We start from the raw sequence: 16,328 nt of genomic DNA on the forward strand, positions 1-16,328 counted from the left end.
GCTGACATCCGAGCCCCCGTGCCGCTTCTTGCACGCCCCGCCTCGCAAGGTTGCACGAGGCGCGCTGGATGGAACGAGATGCCCCCTGCCCGCCCGTGAACAGGAACGCCTCGCGGCGCTCCGCTCCTACGACATCCTCGACACCGGCGCCGACGCGGCGCTGGACAACCTCGTCAAGTTCGCCGCCAAGCTCACCGGCACGTCCCTTTCCGCCGTGTCGCTGGTGGCGGAGGAGCGGCAGTGGTTCAAGGCGCAGGCGGGGCTCCCGGTCCGCGAAACGCCGCGCGACCAGTCCTTTTGCGCCCATGCCATCCTGGAGCCGGGGCAACCCCTCATCGTCGAGGATGCCACGCGCGACGCACGCTTCGCCGACAACCCGCTGGTGACCGGGGAGATGGGCGTCCGCTTCTACGCGGGCGTGCCGCTGGTGAACCCCGAAGGCCACGCCCTAGGGGCGCTGTGCGTCATCGACCGCGAAGCGCGCAGCCTGAGCGCGGACCAGAAGGAGGCACTGATCCGCCTGGCCGAGACGGTGGGCACCACGCTCGAGCTGCATCGCGCCATGCGACGCATCCGCTCCTATGCCCTGACCGACAGCCTGACCGGCCTCGCCAACCGCTCCGCCTTCCTGATGGAGCTGGAGCGCGCCATCGCCCAACATCGGGCGGGCGGCGCGGGCTTTGCGTTGATCGGCCTCGACCTCGACGGCTTCAAGCGGGTGAATGACGTGCACGGCCACCTCGCGGGGGATGAGGTGCTGCGCGCGGTGGCGGAGGTGATGCAGGAAGCGGTGGGCGGAATCGGTTCGCCCGCTCGGATCGGCGGCGACGAGTTCGCGGCCCTGCTCCCTTCCATGGAGGCGGCGGAAGCGGTCGGGGAACGGCTGCGCGCCCGCATCGCGACGCGCATGGAGGAGCGTGGCTGGGGCGTGACGGCCTCGATCGGGGTCGTGTCCATCGCTGCCGCGCCCTTCAGCGTGACCGCGGCGTTGGAGGCCGTGGACGAGCTGGGTTACCGTGCCAAGGCAGCCGGCAAGAACCGTGTGATGCACCGCGAGCACTGAGCGGCAGGGGCAACAGGGGGCCGGAGCCACGCAGGCTTCCGGCGCGGAGTGCCGAGCCGTGCGTCGCCGGAACACGCGCCTCCGGGGTCGGAATCGCGGCTGACCCGAAGCGATAAGGGACGGTCAGCCGTGTGAGGCAATGCCGGGCGAACTGGTTTGGCTAGCCCTGACCCCACGCCCAACTGCAAACCCATCGCATTTCATGACTTGCAGCATCCCTCATTAGGAATGCTAATATGGGCACGTTGAGAAATGAATGGGATGTTTCATGTCCTGGAGATCGGCCCAGCTTCGGGCACTGGGGTCACTTTTGATCGCATCGTGCGCCCTGGCGAACGCGGCTCAAGCTGCGCCATGGACGCACCTGCCCGAGGGATTCCTTCCCAGCGCCCCGGCCCAGACGGGTCCGAGTTCTCCCTCCTCCGGGCGCAGCACGGAGCAGAGGGATACTCCGGCCCAATCGACGGGACCCCTCGCCGGATTGGGTGGGGGCTTCAAGGGCGGAGTCGAGATCCGCTCAACCCCGGGCGGGGCCTATTTCGACGCGCAGGGGAACATCCAGGTCCGATCCTGGCACGCCGATGAGGCCGTCCGGCTCCTTGGGTTCAGCTTCATGAGGGTCCCCGAAGGGGATGGCGCATCGGAGGACGCGCGATCATCGACGCAGGGAGGGCCGGAAGCCTCGCGCTTCGGCGGCAGCGGCGTCCCTGACGAAACAGCTCCGCAGGCATGGGCAGGCAACCATGGTTTCGGGACTGCCATTGTCTCGCCCGAGTGCACCGCGATGGCTTGCACCTCCCCCGGCCGTGCCGCAGTGCCCGTGCCGGCCCCGGCAAGCTTTGCCTTCCTGGCCTTGGGGATGCTTGGCCTCGGCCTCGTGAGGCGTGGACAGCGCGCCACCTGACAGCAGCAAACCTCGCCCGTTCATCGCGCCACTCCGGATTTTTCCGGAACTGCAAGTCACACTGAGGGCTGCTATCCCGCCATCACAACGGGAGGTTGTGGATGCGCGCCCTGCGACAGTTGAAGAGTGGCTACGAGCATATCGGCTGGGCGACCCTGACCGATGATGGACGCGGCACGTTTCGGGTCCAGACCGGCCCCGAGCCACAGGATTTCGTCCTGTTCGTCACGACCTGGGTCCCGAGCGGGACCGGATCCGATTTGTCCTCGGGCAGCGAGCGCGCCGTGCTCGTCTCGTCCTGGCAAGATCCCGCACTGCTTCCCGGCTGGCATCCGGTCGAAGCCCACGTGTCTCCCGCCCGCTGAGTAGCGGCGGGCAAGCCGCCCTGCTCATTTTCCCGGCCTCGCAATGTGGGGCCATGTCCTGAATGCAATGGCGAAGCCTGTCGCCACGCGACGAGCGGGACGGCGACTAGGCACCGGGAACGCGCCGCATCTTCCGACGCGGCCGCTCTGTCGCGGCTGCGACGCTCCGCTCGGGCCGCTCCACGGCGATCACCGTCTCGGCCAGTTCGATCCAAGCCTCGAGGACGGCTTCGTTCACGTCGTCGCTGCGGTTGAAGCTCGCGTGGATGGCCATGCCGCGCAGCAGGCAGAGCGTCATGTACTGGAACTGCTCTTCCTTCCGCACGTCGGGGAACCGCAGCAGCTGACGCCATCGGAGATTTCGCTGGCTGGCCGGTGAGTCGAGCGCATGTCGCAGCCGGTCGCCAAGCTCCCGGTCCACGCGCGCGGCCAGCATCAGTTCCAGCGCCGCGACGTAGCTCGGCTTGCTGAAGATCTCCCGCCAGACGAAGCGGAGGTAATCCTCGAAGGGCACCTCGCCCAGGTTCCGGCCGCCGAAGGCCGCGTGGCGGGCCTCGTCCCAGCTTTGCAGCAGGTGCTCGAAGGCGCCCACCAGCATGTCGGTCTTGGTGGCGAAGTGGTGGGTCTGCGCCCCGCGGGACACGCCCGCGCGCGCCGCGATCATCGGAGTCGTGAGGGATTGGAAGCCGACCTCGCACAGCACATCCAGGGCCGCCTCGCACAAGCGCCGCCGCATCGTGGCGGAACGGCGCGCCTGCTTGCCCGCACCAGCCTCTGGAGCCGCGTCGGCCTCATTGCTCCCCAGGGTCCTGTCCATCCCTTGCATGTCCCTAAGCCACGCACCGAGCGCGTCAAACCCGTGCGCGCGAAAGAACCCTTGTTGACCCCATTTTACAAACAGTCCAGTCTGTTTTTAATATTCGATGACCTGATGGATCCGGGCAGTGAACACGAGGAATGCTCATCATGGACAGGCGTGAATTCGGCCGGACCCTTTCCGGCACCGTCGTTGCCGCCTCCCTTGGCGCAAGCCGTGCGGCGCTTGCCCAGGGCAGCACCGGTTTCCCGTCCCAGCCCATCCGCTTGATCGTCCCCCTGGCCGCCGGGACACTAACCGACACCATCGCCCGCCTGCTGGCCGAGCCGATGGCGCGCGACCTCGGGCAGCCAGTCGTGGTCGAGAACCGGGGTGGCGCGAATGGCAATGTCGCGGCTTCCCACCTGAAGCAGCAGCGCCCGGACGGGCACGCGGTGCTGCTGTCCGGCGTTTCCATGTTCGCCTTCAATCCCTTCCTCTACCCGAGCCTCGCCTACGACCCGGCGCGGGACTTCACCTACGTCGCGCCTGTCGTCGACACGCCCTTCATGCTGGTGGCCAGCAGGCAGAGCGGCATCACCACCGTGGCCCAGTTCCTCGAACGGGCCCGGGCCCGGCCGGGCGAGCTGACCTTCGCCAGCGCCGGCAACGGCAACTCGACTCACCTCGCCGTGGAGATGGTGGCGGCGGCCGCGGATCTCCGGCTGACCCACGTTCCCTACAGCGCGGTCTCGCCCCTCAACAGCCTGCTGTCCGGCGAGACGGACACCATGCTCAGCGTCATCGGCAGCCTGATCCCACATGTCCGCGCGGGCTCCGTCGTTCCCCTGGCCGTGCTGCTCGATGCGCGCGCGCCGGATCTGCCCAACGTGCCCACGCTCCGCGAGGCCGGCGTGGAGGCGCCGAAGATGCCGGGCTGGTACGCGCTCGTCGGACCGGCCGGCCTGCCGGAGGGTCCGGTGCAGCGGCTGAACGCCGCGCTGCAGAAGGCGCTCCAGGACGCCGCGATCCGCCAGCGCCTTCGGGAACTCTACCTTGAGCCGATCGCAGGCAGTCCTGCTACGATCCGCGAAAGCTTTGAACGCGACAGCGAGGTCTGGGGCGGCTTCATCCGCAGCCGCGGCCTGCGTCTCGGCTGACTGCATCGAACCCCACGGGAGCACGCCGCCATGGCCATTCTCAGCACCGCCGTCCGCGACCACCGCTACGCCCTCATGCATGCCCTGATGGACCGGGAGGGGCTCGATGCCCTCGCCTTCACCCAGGGCGACTTCTTCCAGTTCGCCACCAACTTCGCGACCGACGTGCAGACCTGGGAGCGTCCCATCGTCTGCGTCGTGCCGCGCAACGGGGCGCCCTTCGCCATCTTGAACGAGCTTTCGACCAACCATTGGCGCTTCGGCATCGAGGCGGGGAAGCTGTGGGTCACGGATGTGGAGTTCTACGCGGAGCACCCGCGCCTGAGCCGCCGCGTGCCGCTCGCGCCGCAATGGCCCGAGATGATGGCCGACCGCCTGCGCCGTGCCGGCCTGGCCCGCGCCCGCATCGGCGCCGACGCGGCCGGCGGCATGCTGGGCCGCGCGGCCGCGCTGCTGCCGCACCTCAAGCTGGAGGGCCTTACGGCCGGCTGCCAGAGCCTGCGCTGGGTGAAGCACCCGGAGGAGATCCAGCTCCTGCGCGAGATCGCAGGGCTGACCGACTGGGTGCAGGACCGCTACCGGGAAGCGATCCGGCCCGGCCGGCTCGTGCAGGAGATGGACATGGCCATGGCCGCCGCGATGGCGGAGGAATCGGCGCGCCGCTTCCCGGGCGAGCACCTGGAGATCATGCGCTGCTGGACCCTTTCCGGCCCGGCGAGCTGCGCGCCCCATGGCGATGGCCGCTCCTCGGGTCAGCGCATCGAGAAGGGGCACGGCCTCGTCAACATCGTCATCCCGCGCGTGAACGGGCTGGTGGTGGAGAATGAGCGCACCTGGTTCTGCGGCAAGCCGGACAACCGGCAGGCCTTCCTCTTTGAGACGGCGCGCGCCGCGAACGAGGCCGCCTGCGAGGCCGCCGTCACCGGCCGCCCGGTCTGCGACATCGACGCCGCCGCCCAGGCGGTGATCGAGCAGGCGGGCTGCGCGGATCTGATCCTCCACCGCACCGGGCACGGCATGGGCACGCTCGGGCACGAATTCCCGGCGGACATGGCCTTCAACACCCGTCCGCTCCTGGAGAACGAGGTGTATTCGGCCGAACCGGGCCTGTACGAATGGGGCCTCGGCGGCTTCCGCCACGACGACACCGTGGTGGTGGGCACCCGGCCGGAGGTGCTGACGCGCGCACCCAAGGACCTCGCCTCGCAGACGGTGGGCTGAAGGTGGAGGCGGAGCTGCGACGGGTCGCCGCCGCGCTCGCGGGGCCCGGCCAGCCGCAGGCCGGCCTCGCGGCGCTGGACGGGGCGCTCGCCGCCTGCATCGGCCACCGCCTCTTCACCGTGCTGGTGCTGGACGAGGCGCGCGGCGTCAGCCGCCGGTTCCACAGCAGCCAGCCGGATGCCTATCCCGTCTCGGGGGAGAAGCCGATCCGGCGCGACTCGGAGTTCTACGGCCTCGTCGTCGAGCAGGGCCAGCCGCGCATCTGCCGAAACCGGGACGACATCATCCGGGCCTTTCCCGATCACGAACTGATCCTTTCGCTCGGCTGCGACGGGGCGGTGAACGTGCCGGTGCGCTGGGACGGGCGCACCCTCGGCGCGCTGAACCTGCTGCACCGCGCCGGGCACTACACCGAGGAGCAGCTACCCCAGCTTTCCGTCTTCGCGGCGCTGGCCTTGGCGCCCATCCTGCGCACCCTGGAAGGACGAAGCCTATGACCCGATCCCTGACGCGCCGCGGTGCCGGCGCGATGCTCGCCGCCCTGGCCAGCCCGGCCCTGGCCCAGGAAAGCTCGCAGCCCTTGCGCGTCATCATTCCGCAGCCGCCCGGCGGCGCGACGGACATCCTGGCCCGCCTCCTCGCCGAACCGCTTTCGCGCGAGCTGGGGCGGCCGGTCGTCGTCGAGAACCGGCCGGGCGCCAACGGCATCGTCTCGATCAACGCCATCAAGACTTCGCGGCCGGATGGCGGCGCGCTGCTGCTGGGCGGGGTGTCCATCTTCAGCTTCAACCCGAATCTCTATCCGAACCTCCCCTACGATCCCTGGCGCGATTTCACCTGGATCGCGCCGGTGGCCGACACGCCCTTTGTCATGGTCGCCGGCCCGCGCACCGGGATCACCACCCTGGCCCAGTTCATCGAGCGCGCCCGCGCCGAGCCGGAACGCCTGACCTTCGGCAGCGCAGGGATCGGGAACTCCACGCATCTGGCGATGGAGATGATCGCCGAGCGCGCGAACATCCGCCTGACCCACGTGCCCTTCGCCGGCTCCGCCGCGGCAATCACCAGCATCATCGCGGGCGACACGGATTCGATGGTGAACCCGCTCGGTAGCACCCTGCCCATGATCCGGGGCGGCACCGTCGTGCCGCTCGCCACCCTGGGCACGGAGCGCTCGCCGGCCCTTCCGGGCGTGCCGACGCTGCGGGAGTCGGGGTTGGCGGACGTCACCATGCCCGGCTGGTACGCCTTCGTCGGCCCGGCCGGCATGCCGGTCCCGGTGGTGGAGCGGCTGAACGCCGCCATCCGCGCCGTGGTGGACAGTCCCGCCGTGACGCAGCGCCTGCGCGAGGCGGTGCTGGAGCCCGTGTCCGGCTCGGCCGCCGACATCCAGCGGCGTGCCAGGTCGGAAAGCGAGATGATCGGCGCCTTCATCCGCCGCCGCGGCATCAAGGTGGAGTAGGCCCATGGCCCGGCCCGAACGGCGCATGCCCAAAGCCCGCGCGATGATCGTCGCGCCGCAGCCCGAGGCGGTGGAGGCGGGAGTCGCCACGCTCGAGGCTGGCGGCAACGCTCTGGATGCCGTCCTCGCCTGCGCCCTCACGCAGGGCGTGGTGGACCCGATGATGTGCGGCATCGGCGGCCTCGGCGTGCTGCAGATCCTCGACCCCGCGACGGGCGACCACCTGGTCCTGAACGGGCTTTCCACCTGCCCCGGCGCCTGCACCGAGGCCATGTGGGAGGCGGTCTTCGAGGGCGAGTGCCCGGACGGCTACGGCTACATCCTGCGCGGCCATGCCAACGAACTCGGCCATGCCGCCGTGACCACGTCCGGCATCCTGCGCGTCTTCGCCGAGGCGCATCGGCGCTGGGGTCGCCTCGGCTGGGCCGACCTCTTCGGGCCAGCGATCGCCACCGCGACGGAAGGCTGGCTGGTGCGCCCGCATGTCGCGGCGATGTTCGCCCTGGACGAGCGCGCCTATGGGCGGCTGAGCTATCGCGAAAAGCTGGCCTTCACGGAAGATGGCGCGCGGCTCTACCTGCGCCCGGACGGTTCGCCCAAGCGCGTCGGCGACACGGTCCGCAATCCCGACCTCGCCGCGACGCTCGCCACCTTGGCGCGGGAGGGGGCGGAGGATTTCTACGCGGGCGGCATCGCCCGGCGCATCATCGCCGACATGGAGCGGCACGGCGGGCTGCTGTCGGCGGACGACCTCGCGGGCTTCCATCCGGAGGCGGAACCGCCGCTCACCGTGCGCTATCGTGGCCGCGACATCGCCGTGCCGCCACCGCCCGCGGGCGGCATCATGGTGGCCCAGATGCTCCGCATCCTGGAGCGGTTCGACCTGCCGGCGCTCGGCCACAACAGACCCGAATACATGCGGGTCGTGGCGGAGGCGATGAAGGTCGCAGGCCGCGACAAGGACCGTCACATCGGCGACCCCCGCTTCGTCCCTCCCCCGCTGGAGCGCCTCCTTTCCGACGCCTACGCGCAGGAGCGTGCGGCCGCCATCCAGGCCGGCGAGAAGACGCATCTGCCGCGGACCGGCGCGGATTCCCAGCACACCACCACCGTCTCCTGCGTGGATGCGGGCGGGATGGTCGTCTCGCTGACCCATACGCTGGGCCTGCCCTCCGGCGTCATCCCGCCGGGAACGGGCTTCATGCTCAACGGGGCCATGAACTGGTACGACCCGCGCCCGGGTCGCGCCGGCTCCATCGCGCCGGGCAAGCGCCGCTTCTCCTCCATGGCACCGAGCATCGTGCTGGAGGAAGGCAAGCCGGTTGCGACCCTGGGCGCGCCGGGCGGCGCATGGATTCCCATCGCCATCCTGCAGGCCCTGGTGAACCTGTTGGATTTCGGCATGACGATGCAGGAGGCGGTGCAGGCCCCACGCTTCAGCGCCACCAGCGATGCGGTGGACATCGGCAATCGCATTCCCCGCGCCGCGCAGCAGGCGCTGGAGGCGATGGGCTACGAGGTGCGCCGCTCCCCCGCCAGCTATCCCTTCGCTGCCGTGCACGGCATCGCCATGTGGGACGGGCGCCTCGAAGGCGGCGCTGACCCGCAGCGCGATGGCCTCGCCGCCGGAATCTCCTGAGGAGCGACACGCCATGATCACCCCCCGCCGCGGCCTCGGCCTCGTCGCGCTTTCCACCCTCGCCGCGCCGGCGCCGGTGCGGGCGCAATCCGCCTCCACTTGGCCGCGGGCGCAGCCAATCCGCTTCATCGTGCCCTTCGCGCCGGGCGGCACCACCGACATCATCGCCCGCATCCTGATGGCCGAGGTGTCGCGCCGGATCGGCCAGACGGTCGTGGTGGAGAACCGTCCGGGTGCGGGGGCGACGCTCGGGACCGGCCAGGTCGCACGCGCGGCGCCCGACGGCTACACGCTGCTTCTTTCGGTCATCAGCGCGATGGTGGTGGGAAAGGTGCTCTACGGCGAGCGGGTCACCTGGGACCCCGACCAGGATTTCGCGCATGTCGCCATGGTGATGAGTACGCCCTACCTGATCCTCGTCCGCCCCGACCTGCCGATCCGCACGCTGGCGGATCTCGTGGCCGAGGCGCGGCGCCGGCCGGACGCGCTGAGCTACGGCAGCGCCGGTGTCGGCTCCATGCCGCATCTCGTCATGGTGCGCTTCCTGTCGGCCGCTGGCATCTCGATGACCCACGTGCCCTATCGCGGCGCCGCGCAGATCGCGACGGATGTGGCGGGCGGGGTCCTTCCGATGATGGTGGACAGCCTGACCGCGGCCAGCGCCAACATCCGCAGCGGCATGCTGCGCCCGCTGGCGCATACCTGGCCCGAGCGCGTTCCCGCCTTCCCGGACATCCCGACCTTCCGCGAGCTGGGCTTCGAGGATCTGGTGGTGGACGGATGGTCCGGCATCGCCGCCCCCGCCCGCACGCCGCGCCCGATCCTGGAGCAGCTGGCCACGGCGACTCGCGAGGCGCTGGCGGCGCCCGACGTCGTGCGGCGCTATGCCGAGACCGCCACCGCGCCAGGGCGCCACTTCCTCGACGACGCGCAGCGCTTCGTGCGCGAGGAGCTGGCGGCCTGGACGCCCATCATCCGCGCCTCCGGCGCCTCGGTGGACTGACGCCCGGCAAATCCAAATCCGCATGGAGGGCTTGCGTGTCCCGCGCGAAGGCGCGCAGGCTTACGCATGCCTGTGACTTGCTTGCCGGGACAAGCGAGTCCGCGAAGGGGGAGGCAAGCTGCATGCAACGACGCACCCTGATGAAGAGCGTGGGCGCCGGACTCGCGGCCTCGGTCGCGGGGCCGGCCCTGGTCCGGGCGCAATCCGCCAGCACGCTGCGCTTCACGCCGCAGCAGGATCTGGTGACGCTCGATCCGGTGACCACCACGGCCTATATCAGCCGCAACCACGGCTACATGGTGTTCGACACGCTCTACGGCATGGATGGCGCCTTCCAGGCCACCCCGCAGATGGTGGACGGCCACCGCATCGACGATGACGGCAAGCGCTGGGACCTCACCTTGCGCGAGGGGCTGCGCTGGCACGACGGGGAAAAGGTGACGGCCCGCGACTGCGTGGCGAGCATCCGCCGGTGGGCGCGGCGCGACCCCTTCGGCGCGACCCTGATGGAAACGACAGACGAGCTTTCCGCGCCCGATGACGGCACGATCCGCTTCCGCCTGAAACGCCCCTTCCCCCTGCTGCCGGTCGCGCTGGGCAAGGCCTCCGTGCCGGTCTGCGCCATGATGCCGGAGCGGCTGGCGAACACCGACCCCTTCGCCCAGGTCCCTGAGCTGATCGGCAGCGGGCCGTTCCGCTTCAAGGCGGATGAGCGCGTTCCAGGCTCGCTCAACGTCTACACGAAGTTCGAGGGCTACGTGCCGCGCAAGGACGGGGTGCTCGCCTGGACCTCCGGCCCGAAGGTCGTGCATTTCGACCGCGTCGAGTGGCGCAGCATGCCCGATGCCTCGACCGCCACCTCCGCCCTGCTGGCGCGCGAGCAGGACTGGCAGGAATACGCCTATCACGACCAGCTTTCGCTGCTGCGGCGGGCACGCAACGTGCAGGTGCGCGTGCTGGACCCGACCGGCTTCGTGGCGATGATGCGCGTGAACCACCTGCAGCCGCCCTTCGACAATCCGGAGATCCGTCGCGCCCTTTGGGGCGCCGTGAACCAGGCGGACTACATGCACGCGCTGGTCGGGCCGAACGAGCCTTCGCTCTACCACGTCCCCCTCGGCTTCTTCGCCCCGGGCACGCCCATGGCCTCCGAGGCCGGGCTCGACCCGCTGCAGGGCCCGCGCCATTACGACCGCGTGCGGGAAGCGCTGCGCAGCGCCGGCTATCGTGGGGAGACGGTGCTGCTGATGGTGCCGTCCAACTCGACGTCGCTGATGGCGCAAGGCGCGGTGGCCGAGGACATGCTGAAGCGCGTCGGCATGAACGTCGAAGTCTATGCCGTCGAGTTCAACGCCATGCTGCAGCGGCGCAACCGCAAGGGCCCCGTGGCGGAGGGCGGCTGGAGCGCCTTCATGACCAACTGGTCCGGCACGGACTGGCTGAACCCCGCCGGCCACATCGCGCTGCGCGGCAATGGCGAGGCGGGCTATGCCGGCTGGGCCACCATGCCGCGCATCGAGCAGCTGCGCGAAGCATGGTTCCGCGCGCCGGACGAGGCGGCGCAGAAGCAGATCTGCCGCGACATCCAGGTCGAGGCGATGCGCGAGGTGCCCTTCTATCCGCTCGGCCAGTACATGCAGCCCACCGCCTATCTTTCCAGCCTGACCGGCGTGCTCGATGGCTTCGCCACCTTCTGGAATGTCCGCCGCGCATGACCGGAACCAAGACGATGAATCAGAACGAAGCCGTCCGCGCCCACGCGCTGGAATGGATCGCCGCCAACCAGGACCGCCTTTCCGCCTTCAACGCGCGGATCTGGTCCCATGCGGAGCCTGCCTGGCGCGAGTACCGCTCCGCCCGCGACTACGTGGAGCTGCTGCGGGCCGAGGGCTTCAAGGTGGAAGAGGGGTCAGGCGGAATGCCGACCGCCTTTGTCGCGGAATGGGGCCGTGGCGGGCCGGTACTCGCCAGCTTCTCGGAGTATGACGCGGTTCCCGGCAACTCCCAGCAGGTGGTGCCGCGCCAGGCGCCGCGCGAGGGCGTGCACCCCTATGCGGCCGGCCATACCGACCCGCATTCCGTGCTCGGCACGGCCTCGCTCGCCGCCGTGCTGGGCGCCAAGGCAGCGGTGGAGGCGCATGGCGTCGCGGGCACGCTGAAGCTGTTCGGGGAGCCTGCGGAGAAGGTCTGCGGCTCCAAGCCGATCCACGCCGCCAAGGGGTATTACGACGGGCTGGACGCCGCGGTGGTGTGGCACCCCTGGGCCTCCAACACCGTGACCGGGGAAACGCATTTCGGCGCCTACTGGAGTGCGGTGATCACCTTCGAGGCCGAGGCGCCGGAGCAGTGGATCGACCCGTCCCTGATGCCGATCGAAGGCGCGCATGCCGCCGCGCGCTGCCCGGGCGCGGTGGACGCGCTGTGCCTGATGTACACCACGACCAAGTACACCAAGGAGGCGATGTTTCCCTCCGCCGGCTCCTGGACGCTGAACGAGCACATCATCGGCGATGCCGGCGCCACCTCGGACAATCTCACGCCGCGCTTCTCGCAGATCCAGTATTCCTGGCGCTCCTCCTCGCTCGGCATCCAGGAGCAGATCTGGCGCGTGCTGGCGAACAATGCGCGCCACGTGGCCGGCATCACGGGCTGCCGGGCCTTCGTGCGATGGGTGACCAAGACGCGCGTCGGGCTGCCGAACACGGCGATGACCGACCTGACCTGGAAGAACCTCCAGGCCGTCGGCGCCCCACGCTACGGCGAGGAGGCGCTGGAGTTCGGCCGGCAGATGCAGCGCGAGCTCGGGCTGGAGCCGATGGAGGACCCGTTCGTCGCGGACGTGTCGCGCCTCACGCCGCCTGAGGCGAACGAGGCGCGGCTACGCGCCGGCCTTCCCTCCTGGCAGAAGCATCTCAGCGCGGATGACTACGTGGAGTTCTGCTGGCATGCGCCGACGGTGCGGCTGCTGGCTGCGCGGCCCCGGCTGCGCCCGCCATCGCCTGGTTATGCCTATCCGATCTGGGCCTACAACGCGTTGGGCGGCCTTCCGGCCGCGGTGGATCCCGGGATGTTCGTCGCTGCCAAGACCATGGCGCTGACGCTGGTGGACCTGGCAACCCTGCCGGAAGCGCTGGCCGCCGCCCAGGCCGAGTTCCGGGAGCGCACGGGAGGCGGCGCGGGTGGCTCGCGCTGGGTCGGCCCGCTGCTGCCGCCCGATTTCGACCCGCCGGTGGATCTGCGCTGGCCGGAATATGTCACCACCCCGCGCGGCGAGGAATGGACCTTCCCCACCCCGCATTCCGGCACTGGAGCGGGGGAGCCGCTTTGAGGAGTCAGGCTGCTCGCCCGCGCGTTGCAGGAGCCATCGCGCCTGTCTGGCTGCGTAACGCCCAGGCGGCAGCGGGGTGGATGTCGGCTGCATCCATCCTGCATCGGATGGAACCCTGTGCGTCGCGCGAGGCGCCGCAATCCTGAACCACCTTCATCGAGGGTGAGACGATACGTTCGGCCCATCCGGGTCGTGGATGCGGCATGGCGCCAACGGAACTTTGGGAGCTTCCATGATGCATCCCGCCAGAGCCAGCCGTCGCATCCCGACGCAGCGGGAGACTGCTTCCGTCTGCGTTCCCCACCTGTTGACCATGCGCTCACGGACGAGAGGCGGAACCGCACCCGCGTACGACACGCCTCGAACTCCGTCTGATGCGAGGGGGAGCCGAGACATAGGACACGACTCGCCCGAAATGGCACAGATGGCGACACGTTCCAGTGTGAGCGGAGAGCCAAGGCTTCCTTTGGCGCGCAGGTCGCGCGGCGTAGGCTCGCGGGATTTGGATGGTGCTGGATTCTGCCGCGAGCGCCAACCGAACCGACTGACCACTTCCAGGACGTGGTCCAGCGAAACCAAGCAGGAGCCACGATGAGGCTTGTTCACCAATCCGCCTTCCTATTTTTGGCCGCGCTTCTGGCTTCCACCGGCTGCCAGCAGGACACGGCAAGTCCAGGCCCCACGACCCCCGCGGCGCCCTCCGTCGCGGCCCCCGTGGCGAGGTTCGACGGCACATATCGGGGAACCTTCAGGCTCACACGCGACAGCGGCCGGTGCGGCGCCCCGACCATCCAGCGGAGCATGACCGTCACCAACGGACAGGCGCGGCTGGTGTATGATGTGGATCAGGGCTTCTCGGCATCGGGCACCGTGGATGACAGCGGAAGGTTCGAGCTCATCGGCCGCGGCGCCAGCGCGATCGTCCGCATCGAGGGCCGGATCTCGGGGAATGACGCCAGAGGCGTCTTCGAGAGCCGGAGTTGTGGCTACGATGTCCATCTCTCGAGACCGGCTGACGGCAGGCGCCTCTAAGGCGTCTATTTCAGCCACCGGAAGGCAGCCTCCCGAGCACGCATTCGCGTAGTCTGTGAGCCCTGGGAGATCTCTGTGTCTCGCAGCATGATCGGACACTGCCATTCTCCGAGGAAGACAGGACGGTCCTGCCCAAGGCCGCTTGGCCAACAAGGAGTGCTTCGATGCCCAGCACGGACGTCCTCGTCATTGGCGCGGGTCCCACCGGACTGGTCCTGGCCCTGTGGCTCGACGCCCAGGGGGTGGCGGTGCGGATCGTCGACAAGTCGAAGGGCCCGGGCGAAACGTCGCGGGCGCTTGCGGTCCACGCGCGCACGCTGGAACTCTACCGCCAGCTTGGCCTCGGCGATGCCGTTGCCCAGGCTGGCCATCGTGGCGCCGCCTTCAACATGTGGGTGGCGGGCAAGCGCCGCGCGCGCATCCCCTTCGGCAGCTTCGGGGGCGCGATCACCCCCTATCCGTTCGTCCTGATCTATCCGCAGGATCACCATGAGCGCTTCCTGGTCGAGCGCCTGGCCGAGCGCGGCATCGCCGTGGAGCGCGAAACGGAACTGGTGGGCTTCGAGGATCGCGGCACCGAGGTTGTCGCCCGCCTGCGCCGCCCGGGTGGAGGGGAGGAAAGCTGCGAGGCGCGGTTTCTCGCCGGCTGCGACGGCGCGCGCTCGACCGTACGCCACCTTCTCGGCGCGAGCTTCGAGGGCGGCACCTACGACCAGCTCTTCTACGTGGCCGATGTCGACGTGGCGAACGATACGCTCGGCGGCGAGATCCACATCGCCTTCGAGGGGCCCGAATTCGTGCTGATCATGCCCTATGGGCAGCCCGGCAAGTTGCGGGTCGTGGGCACCGTGCGCGAGGCACGGGCGGGGGCTGCCGAACCCCTGTCCTTCGACGATGTGGAGCACCGGTCGATCCACGCGCTTGGCCTGGAGGTCGAGCGGGTGAACTGGTTCTCGACCTACCGCGTCCACCATCGCGTCACGGAGCGCTTCCGCCACGGCAATGCCTTCCTTCTGGGCGACGCGGCCCATGTCCACAGCCCGGCCGGCGGACAGGGAATGAACACGGGGATCGGCGACGCCATCAACCTGGCGTGGAAGCTGGCGGCCGTCCTGAAGAACGAGGCGGAGGACAGCCTGCTCGACAGCTTCGAGGCCGAGCGTCCGGTCTTCGCCCGCAAGCTGGTGGAAACCACCGACCGCGTCTTCACCTTCGCGACAGCACGGGGCAGCGTCGCCGAATTCGTTCGGACCCATGTCGCGCCTGGCCTCGCGCGCTTCGCCTGGGGCCTCCGTCCCGTGCGCGAGGCGATGTTCCGCCTCGTGTCCCAGACCATGCTGCGCTATCCCGAAAGCCCGCTCAGCGTCGGCAAGGCCGGGAAGGTCAGCGGCGGCGATCGCCTGCCCTTTGTCCGGTTCGACGGACGCGACAATTACGGCCCGCTTTCGGACATCAGGTGGCAGGTCCACGTCTATGGAACCGCGACCCGCGAGTTGCAGCAATGGTGCAGCCGGCGCGGCATCCCACTGCACGAATTCCCATGGCGCGAGGCGTTCGGGGAAGCGGGCCTGGCCCGCGATGCCGCCTACTTGCTGCGCCCCGACACCTATGTCGGCCTCGCAGAGCCGGGAGGCCGCGCGGAAGCGCTGGAAAGCTATCTGGCCGGCCATGGCCTGCGCCCGAAGCGCGTTTGAGCGCAGCAGAGCAAGACAGCCCGGCGCAGAGCCGAAACTAGACGATGCCACGCCCTGGTATCAGCCCCTCACGGCTGGGACGCCTGCCCGCCGAGACGAACTGCGGCTCTGGCACAACCTGCTGGCGCCGGCTTCGCGGCCGGCAGGCGGCATGCTTGTGGTGATCAGCGTCATGCTTCGTCGCGACCGCCAACGTGCGGCGTTGGACGACACCAGCCGTTCAGCCGGTAGTTCCACTCACTGGTACGTCCGGCTTTGGTCGGGATCGGTGCAGGAGCAGGGGCCGGACGCGGGCACCATCCTCATATCGGTGATGAGCAAAGCCACACGGGGCTCAACGTTCTCCTGATGAATGCCATCCGCCCGACGCGGCTCGTGACACTGATCTTGTGCACGCCATCTCCTGGGCTGCGAGGACCAACCTGATCCACAGTTGGATCGAGGACAGGGCGGCGAAGTCAAGAAACCTGTCGATGGTCTTGTCGTAGCGTGTGGCGGGGTGCGCCTGCATTGGGTGGCCTCCGGGCACCTGTTGTTCACGCGACCTAGAGCAGAATCTGATCATTCGGGCTCGTATCCGGCGGCGGTGAAGTAGTTCGCGCACTCGGCCGGCGTGAAGGCCGGAAGTGCGTCACGGATGGCATCCCAGAGGTCTTCGACC

General features: G+C 69.4%; 13 protein-coding genes and 1 pseudogene. 12 read left to right on the plus strand and 2 right to left on the minus strand.

Annotation, left to right across the window (positions count from 1 at the left end):
- The first annotated feature begins 28 nt into the window (after positions 1-28).
- On the plus strand, positions 29-1,063 hold the full coding sequence (locus OF850_RS07800) for a GGDEF domain-containing protein (RefSeq protein WP_301589421.1): 1,035 nt from the start codon (positions 29-31) through the stop codon (positions 1,061-1,063).
- 1,005 nt (positions 1,064-2,068) lie between these two features.
- Positions 2,069-2,332, plus strand: a complete 264-nt coding sequence (locus tag OF850_RS07805; protein WP_301589422.1) for a hypothetical protein — start codon at positions 2,069-2,071, stop codon at positions 2,330-2,332.
- Between the two features lie 106 nt (positions 2,333-2,438).
- Here OF850_RS07805 and OF850_RS07810 read toward each other — a convergent pair whose 3' ends face one another.
- Positions 2,439-3,149, minus strand: coding sequence for a TetR/AcrR family transcriptional regulator (locus tag OF850_RS07810; protein ID WP_301589423.1), 711 nt, complete (start codon positions 3,147-3,149; stop codon positions 2,439-2,441).
- Positions 3,150-3,298: 149 nt separating this feature from the next.
- Here OF850_RS07810 and OF850_RS07815 point away from each other — a divergent pair, with 149 nt between their 5' ends.
- The 10 genes from OF850_RS07815 (at position 3,299) to OF850_RS07860 (ending at position 15,667) form a co-directional block, all read left to right on the plus strand.
- On the plus strand, positions 3,299-4,288 hold the full coding sequence (locus OF850_RS07815) for a Bug family tripartite tricarboxylate transporter substrate binding protein (protein ID WP_301589424.1): 990 nt from the start codon (positions 3,299-3,301) through the stop codon (positions 4,286-4,288).
- Positions 4,289-4,318: 30 nt separating this feature from the next.
- On the plus strand, positions 4,319-5,509 hold the full coding sequence (locus OF850_RS07820; RefSeq protein ID WP_301589425.1) for a M24 family metallopeptidase: 1,191 nt from the start codon (positions 4,319-4,321) through the stop codon (positions 5,507-5,509).
- A gap of 2 nt (positions 5,510-5,511) precedes the next feature.
- Entirely contained in the window at positions 5,512-6,006 is a 495-nt protein-coding gene (locus OF850_RS07825; protein WP_301589426.1) for a GAF domain-containing protein, read from the plus strand.
- Positions 6,003-6,971, plus strand: coding sequence for a Bug family tripartite tricarboxylate transporter substrate binding protein (locus OF850_RS07830; protein ID WP_301589428.1), 969 nt, complete (start codon positions 6,003-6,005; stop codon positions 6,969-6,971). Before OF850_RS07825 ends, OF850_RS07830 begins: the two co-directional genes overlap by 4 nt.
- Before the next feature lie 4 nt (positions 6,972-6,975).
- Positions 6,976-8,610: a gamma-glutamyltransferase gene (ggt, locus tag OF850_RS07835; protein ID WP_301589429.1), complete on the plus strand. Its 1,635-nt coding sequence runs from the start codon at positions 6,976-6,978 to the stop codon at positions 8,608-8,610.
- 13 nt (positions 8,611-8,623) lie between these two features.
- Positions 8,624-9,613, plus strand: a complete 990-nt coding sequence (locus OF850_RS07840; protein WP_301589430.1) for a Bug family tripartite tricarboxylate transporter substrate binding protein — start codon at positions 8,624-8,626, stop codon at positions 9,611-9,613.
- A 122-nt stretch (positions 9,614-9,735) separates the two neighbouring features.
- The gene (locus tag OF850_RS07845; protein WP_301589431.1) at positions 9,736-11,328 is read left to right on the plus strand and encodes an ABC transporter substrate-binding protein; all 1,593 of its coding nucleotides are present in this window, start codon (positions 9,736-9,738) and stop codon (positions 11,326-11,328) included.
- Between the two features lie 14 nt (positions 11,329-11,342).
- Positions 11,343-12,941, plus strand: a complete 1,599-nt coding sequence (locus tag OF850_RS07850) for a zinc-binding metallopeptidase family protein (protein ID WP_301589432.1) — start codon at positions 11,343-11,345, stop codon at positions 12,939-12,941.
- 801 nt (positions 12,942-13,742) lie between these two features.
- A complete protein-coding gene (locus OF850_RS07855; RefSeq protein ID WP_301589433.1) occupies positions 13,743-13,973 on the plus strand; it encodes a hypothetical protein in 231 nt (76 codons plus the stop codon).
- Positions 13,974-14,137: 164 nt separating this feature from the next.
- Positions 14,138-15,667, plus strand: a complete 1,530-nt coding sequence (locus OF850_RS07860) for an FAD-dependent monooxygenase (protein WP_301589434.1) — start codon at positions 14,138-14,140, stop codon at positions 15,665-15,667.
- 561 nt (positions 15,668-16,228) lie between these two features.
- Here OF850_RS07860 and OF850_RS07865 read toward each other — a convergent pair.
- Positions 16,229-16,328 (minus strand): annotated as a pseudogene (locus tag OF850_RS07865) (IS630 family transposase); the annotation flags it as partial.

Origin of the sequence: Sabulicella glaciei, assembly GCF_026183895.1 — a bacterium.
GTDB lineage: Bacteria > Pseudomonadota > Alphaproteobacteria > Acetobacterales > Acetobacteraceae > Roseococcus > Roseococcus glaciei.

Coding starts and splice junctions, on each gene's coding strand:
- OF850_RS07815 (WP_301589424.1), top strand. CDS start 3,299: ATGGACAGGCGTGAATTCGGCCGGACCCTTTCCGGCACCGTCGTTGCC.
- OF850_RS07820 (WP_301589425.1), top strand. CDS start 4,319: ATGGCCATTCTCAGCACCGCCGTCCGCGACCACCGCTACGCCCTCATG.
- ggt (WP_301589429.1), top strand. CDS start 6,976: ATGGCCCGGCCCGAACGGCGCATGCCCAAAGCCCGCGCGATGATCGTC.
- OF850_RS07810 (WP_301589423.1), bottom strand. CDS start 3,149: ATGGACAGGACCCTGGGGAGCAATGAGGCCGACGCGGCTCCAGAGGCT.
- OF850_RS07855 (WP_301589433.1), top strand. CDS start 13,743: ATGACCGTCACCAACGGACAGGCGCGGCTGGTGTATGATGTGGATCAG.
- OF850_RS07850 (WP_301589432.1), top strand. CDS start 11,343: ATGAATCAGAACGAAGCCGTCCGCGCCCACGCGCTGGAATGGATCGCC.
- OF850_RS07805 (WP_301589422.1), top strand. CDS start 2,069: ATGCGCGCCCTGCGACAGTTGAAGAGTGGCTACGAGCATATCGGCTGG.
- OF850_RS07845 (WP_301589431.1), top strand. CDS start 9,736: ATGCAACGACGCACCCTGATGAAGAGCGTGGGCGCCGGACTCGCGGCC.
- OF850_RS07860 (WP_301589434.1), top strand. CDS start 14,138: ATGCCCAGCACGGACGTCCTCGTCATTGGCGCGGGTCCCACCGGACTG.
- OF850_RS07830 (WP_301589428.1), top strand. CDS start 6,003: ATGACCCGATCCCTGACGCGCCGCGGTGCCGGCGCGATGCTCGCCGCC.
- OF850_RS07840 (WP_301589430.1), top strand. CDS start 8,624: ATGATCACCCCCCGCCGCGGCCTCGGCCTCGTCGCGCTTTCCACCCTC.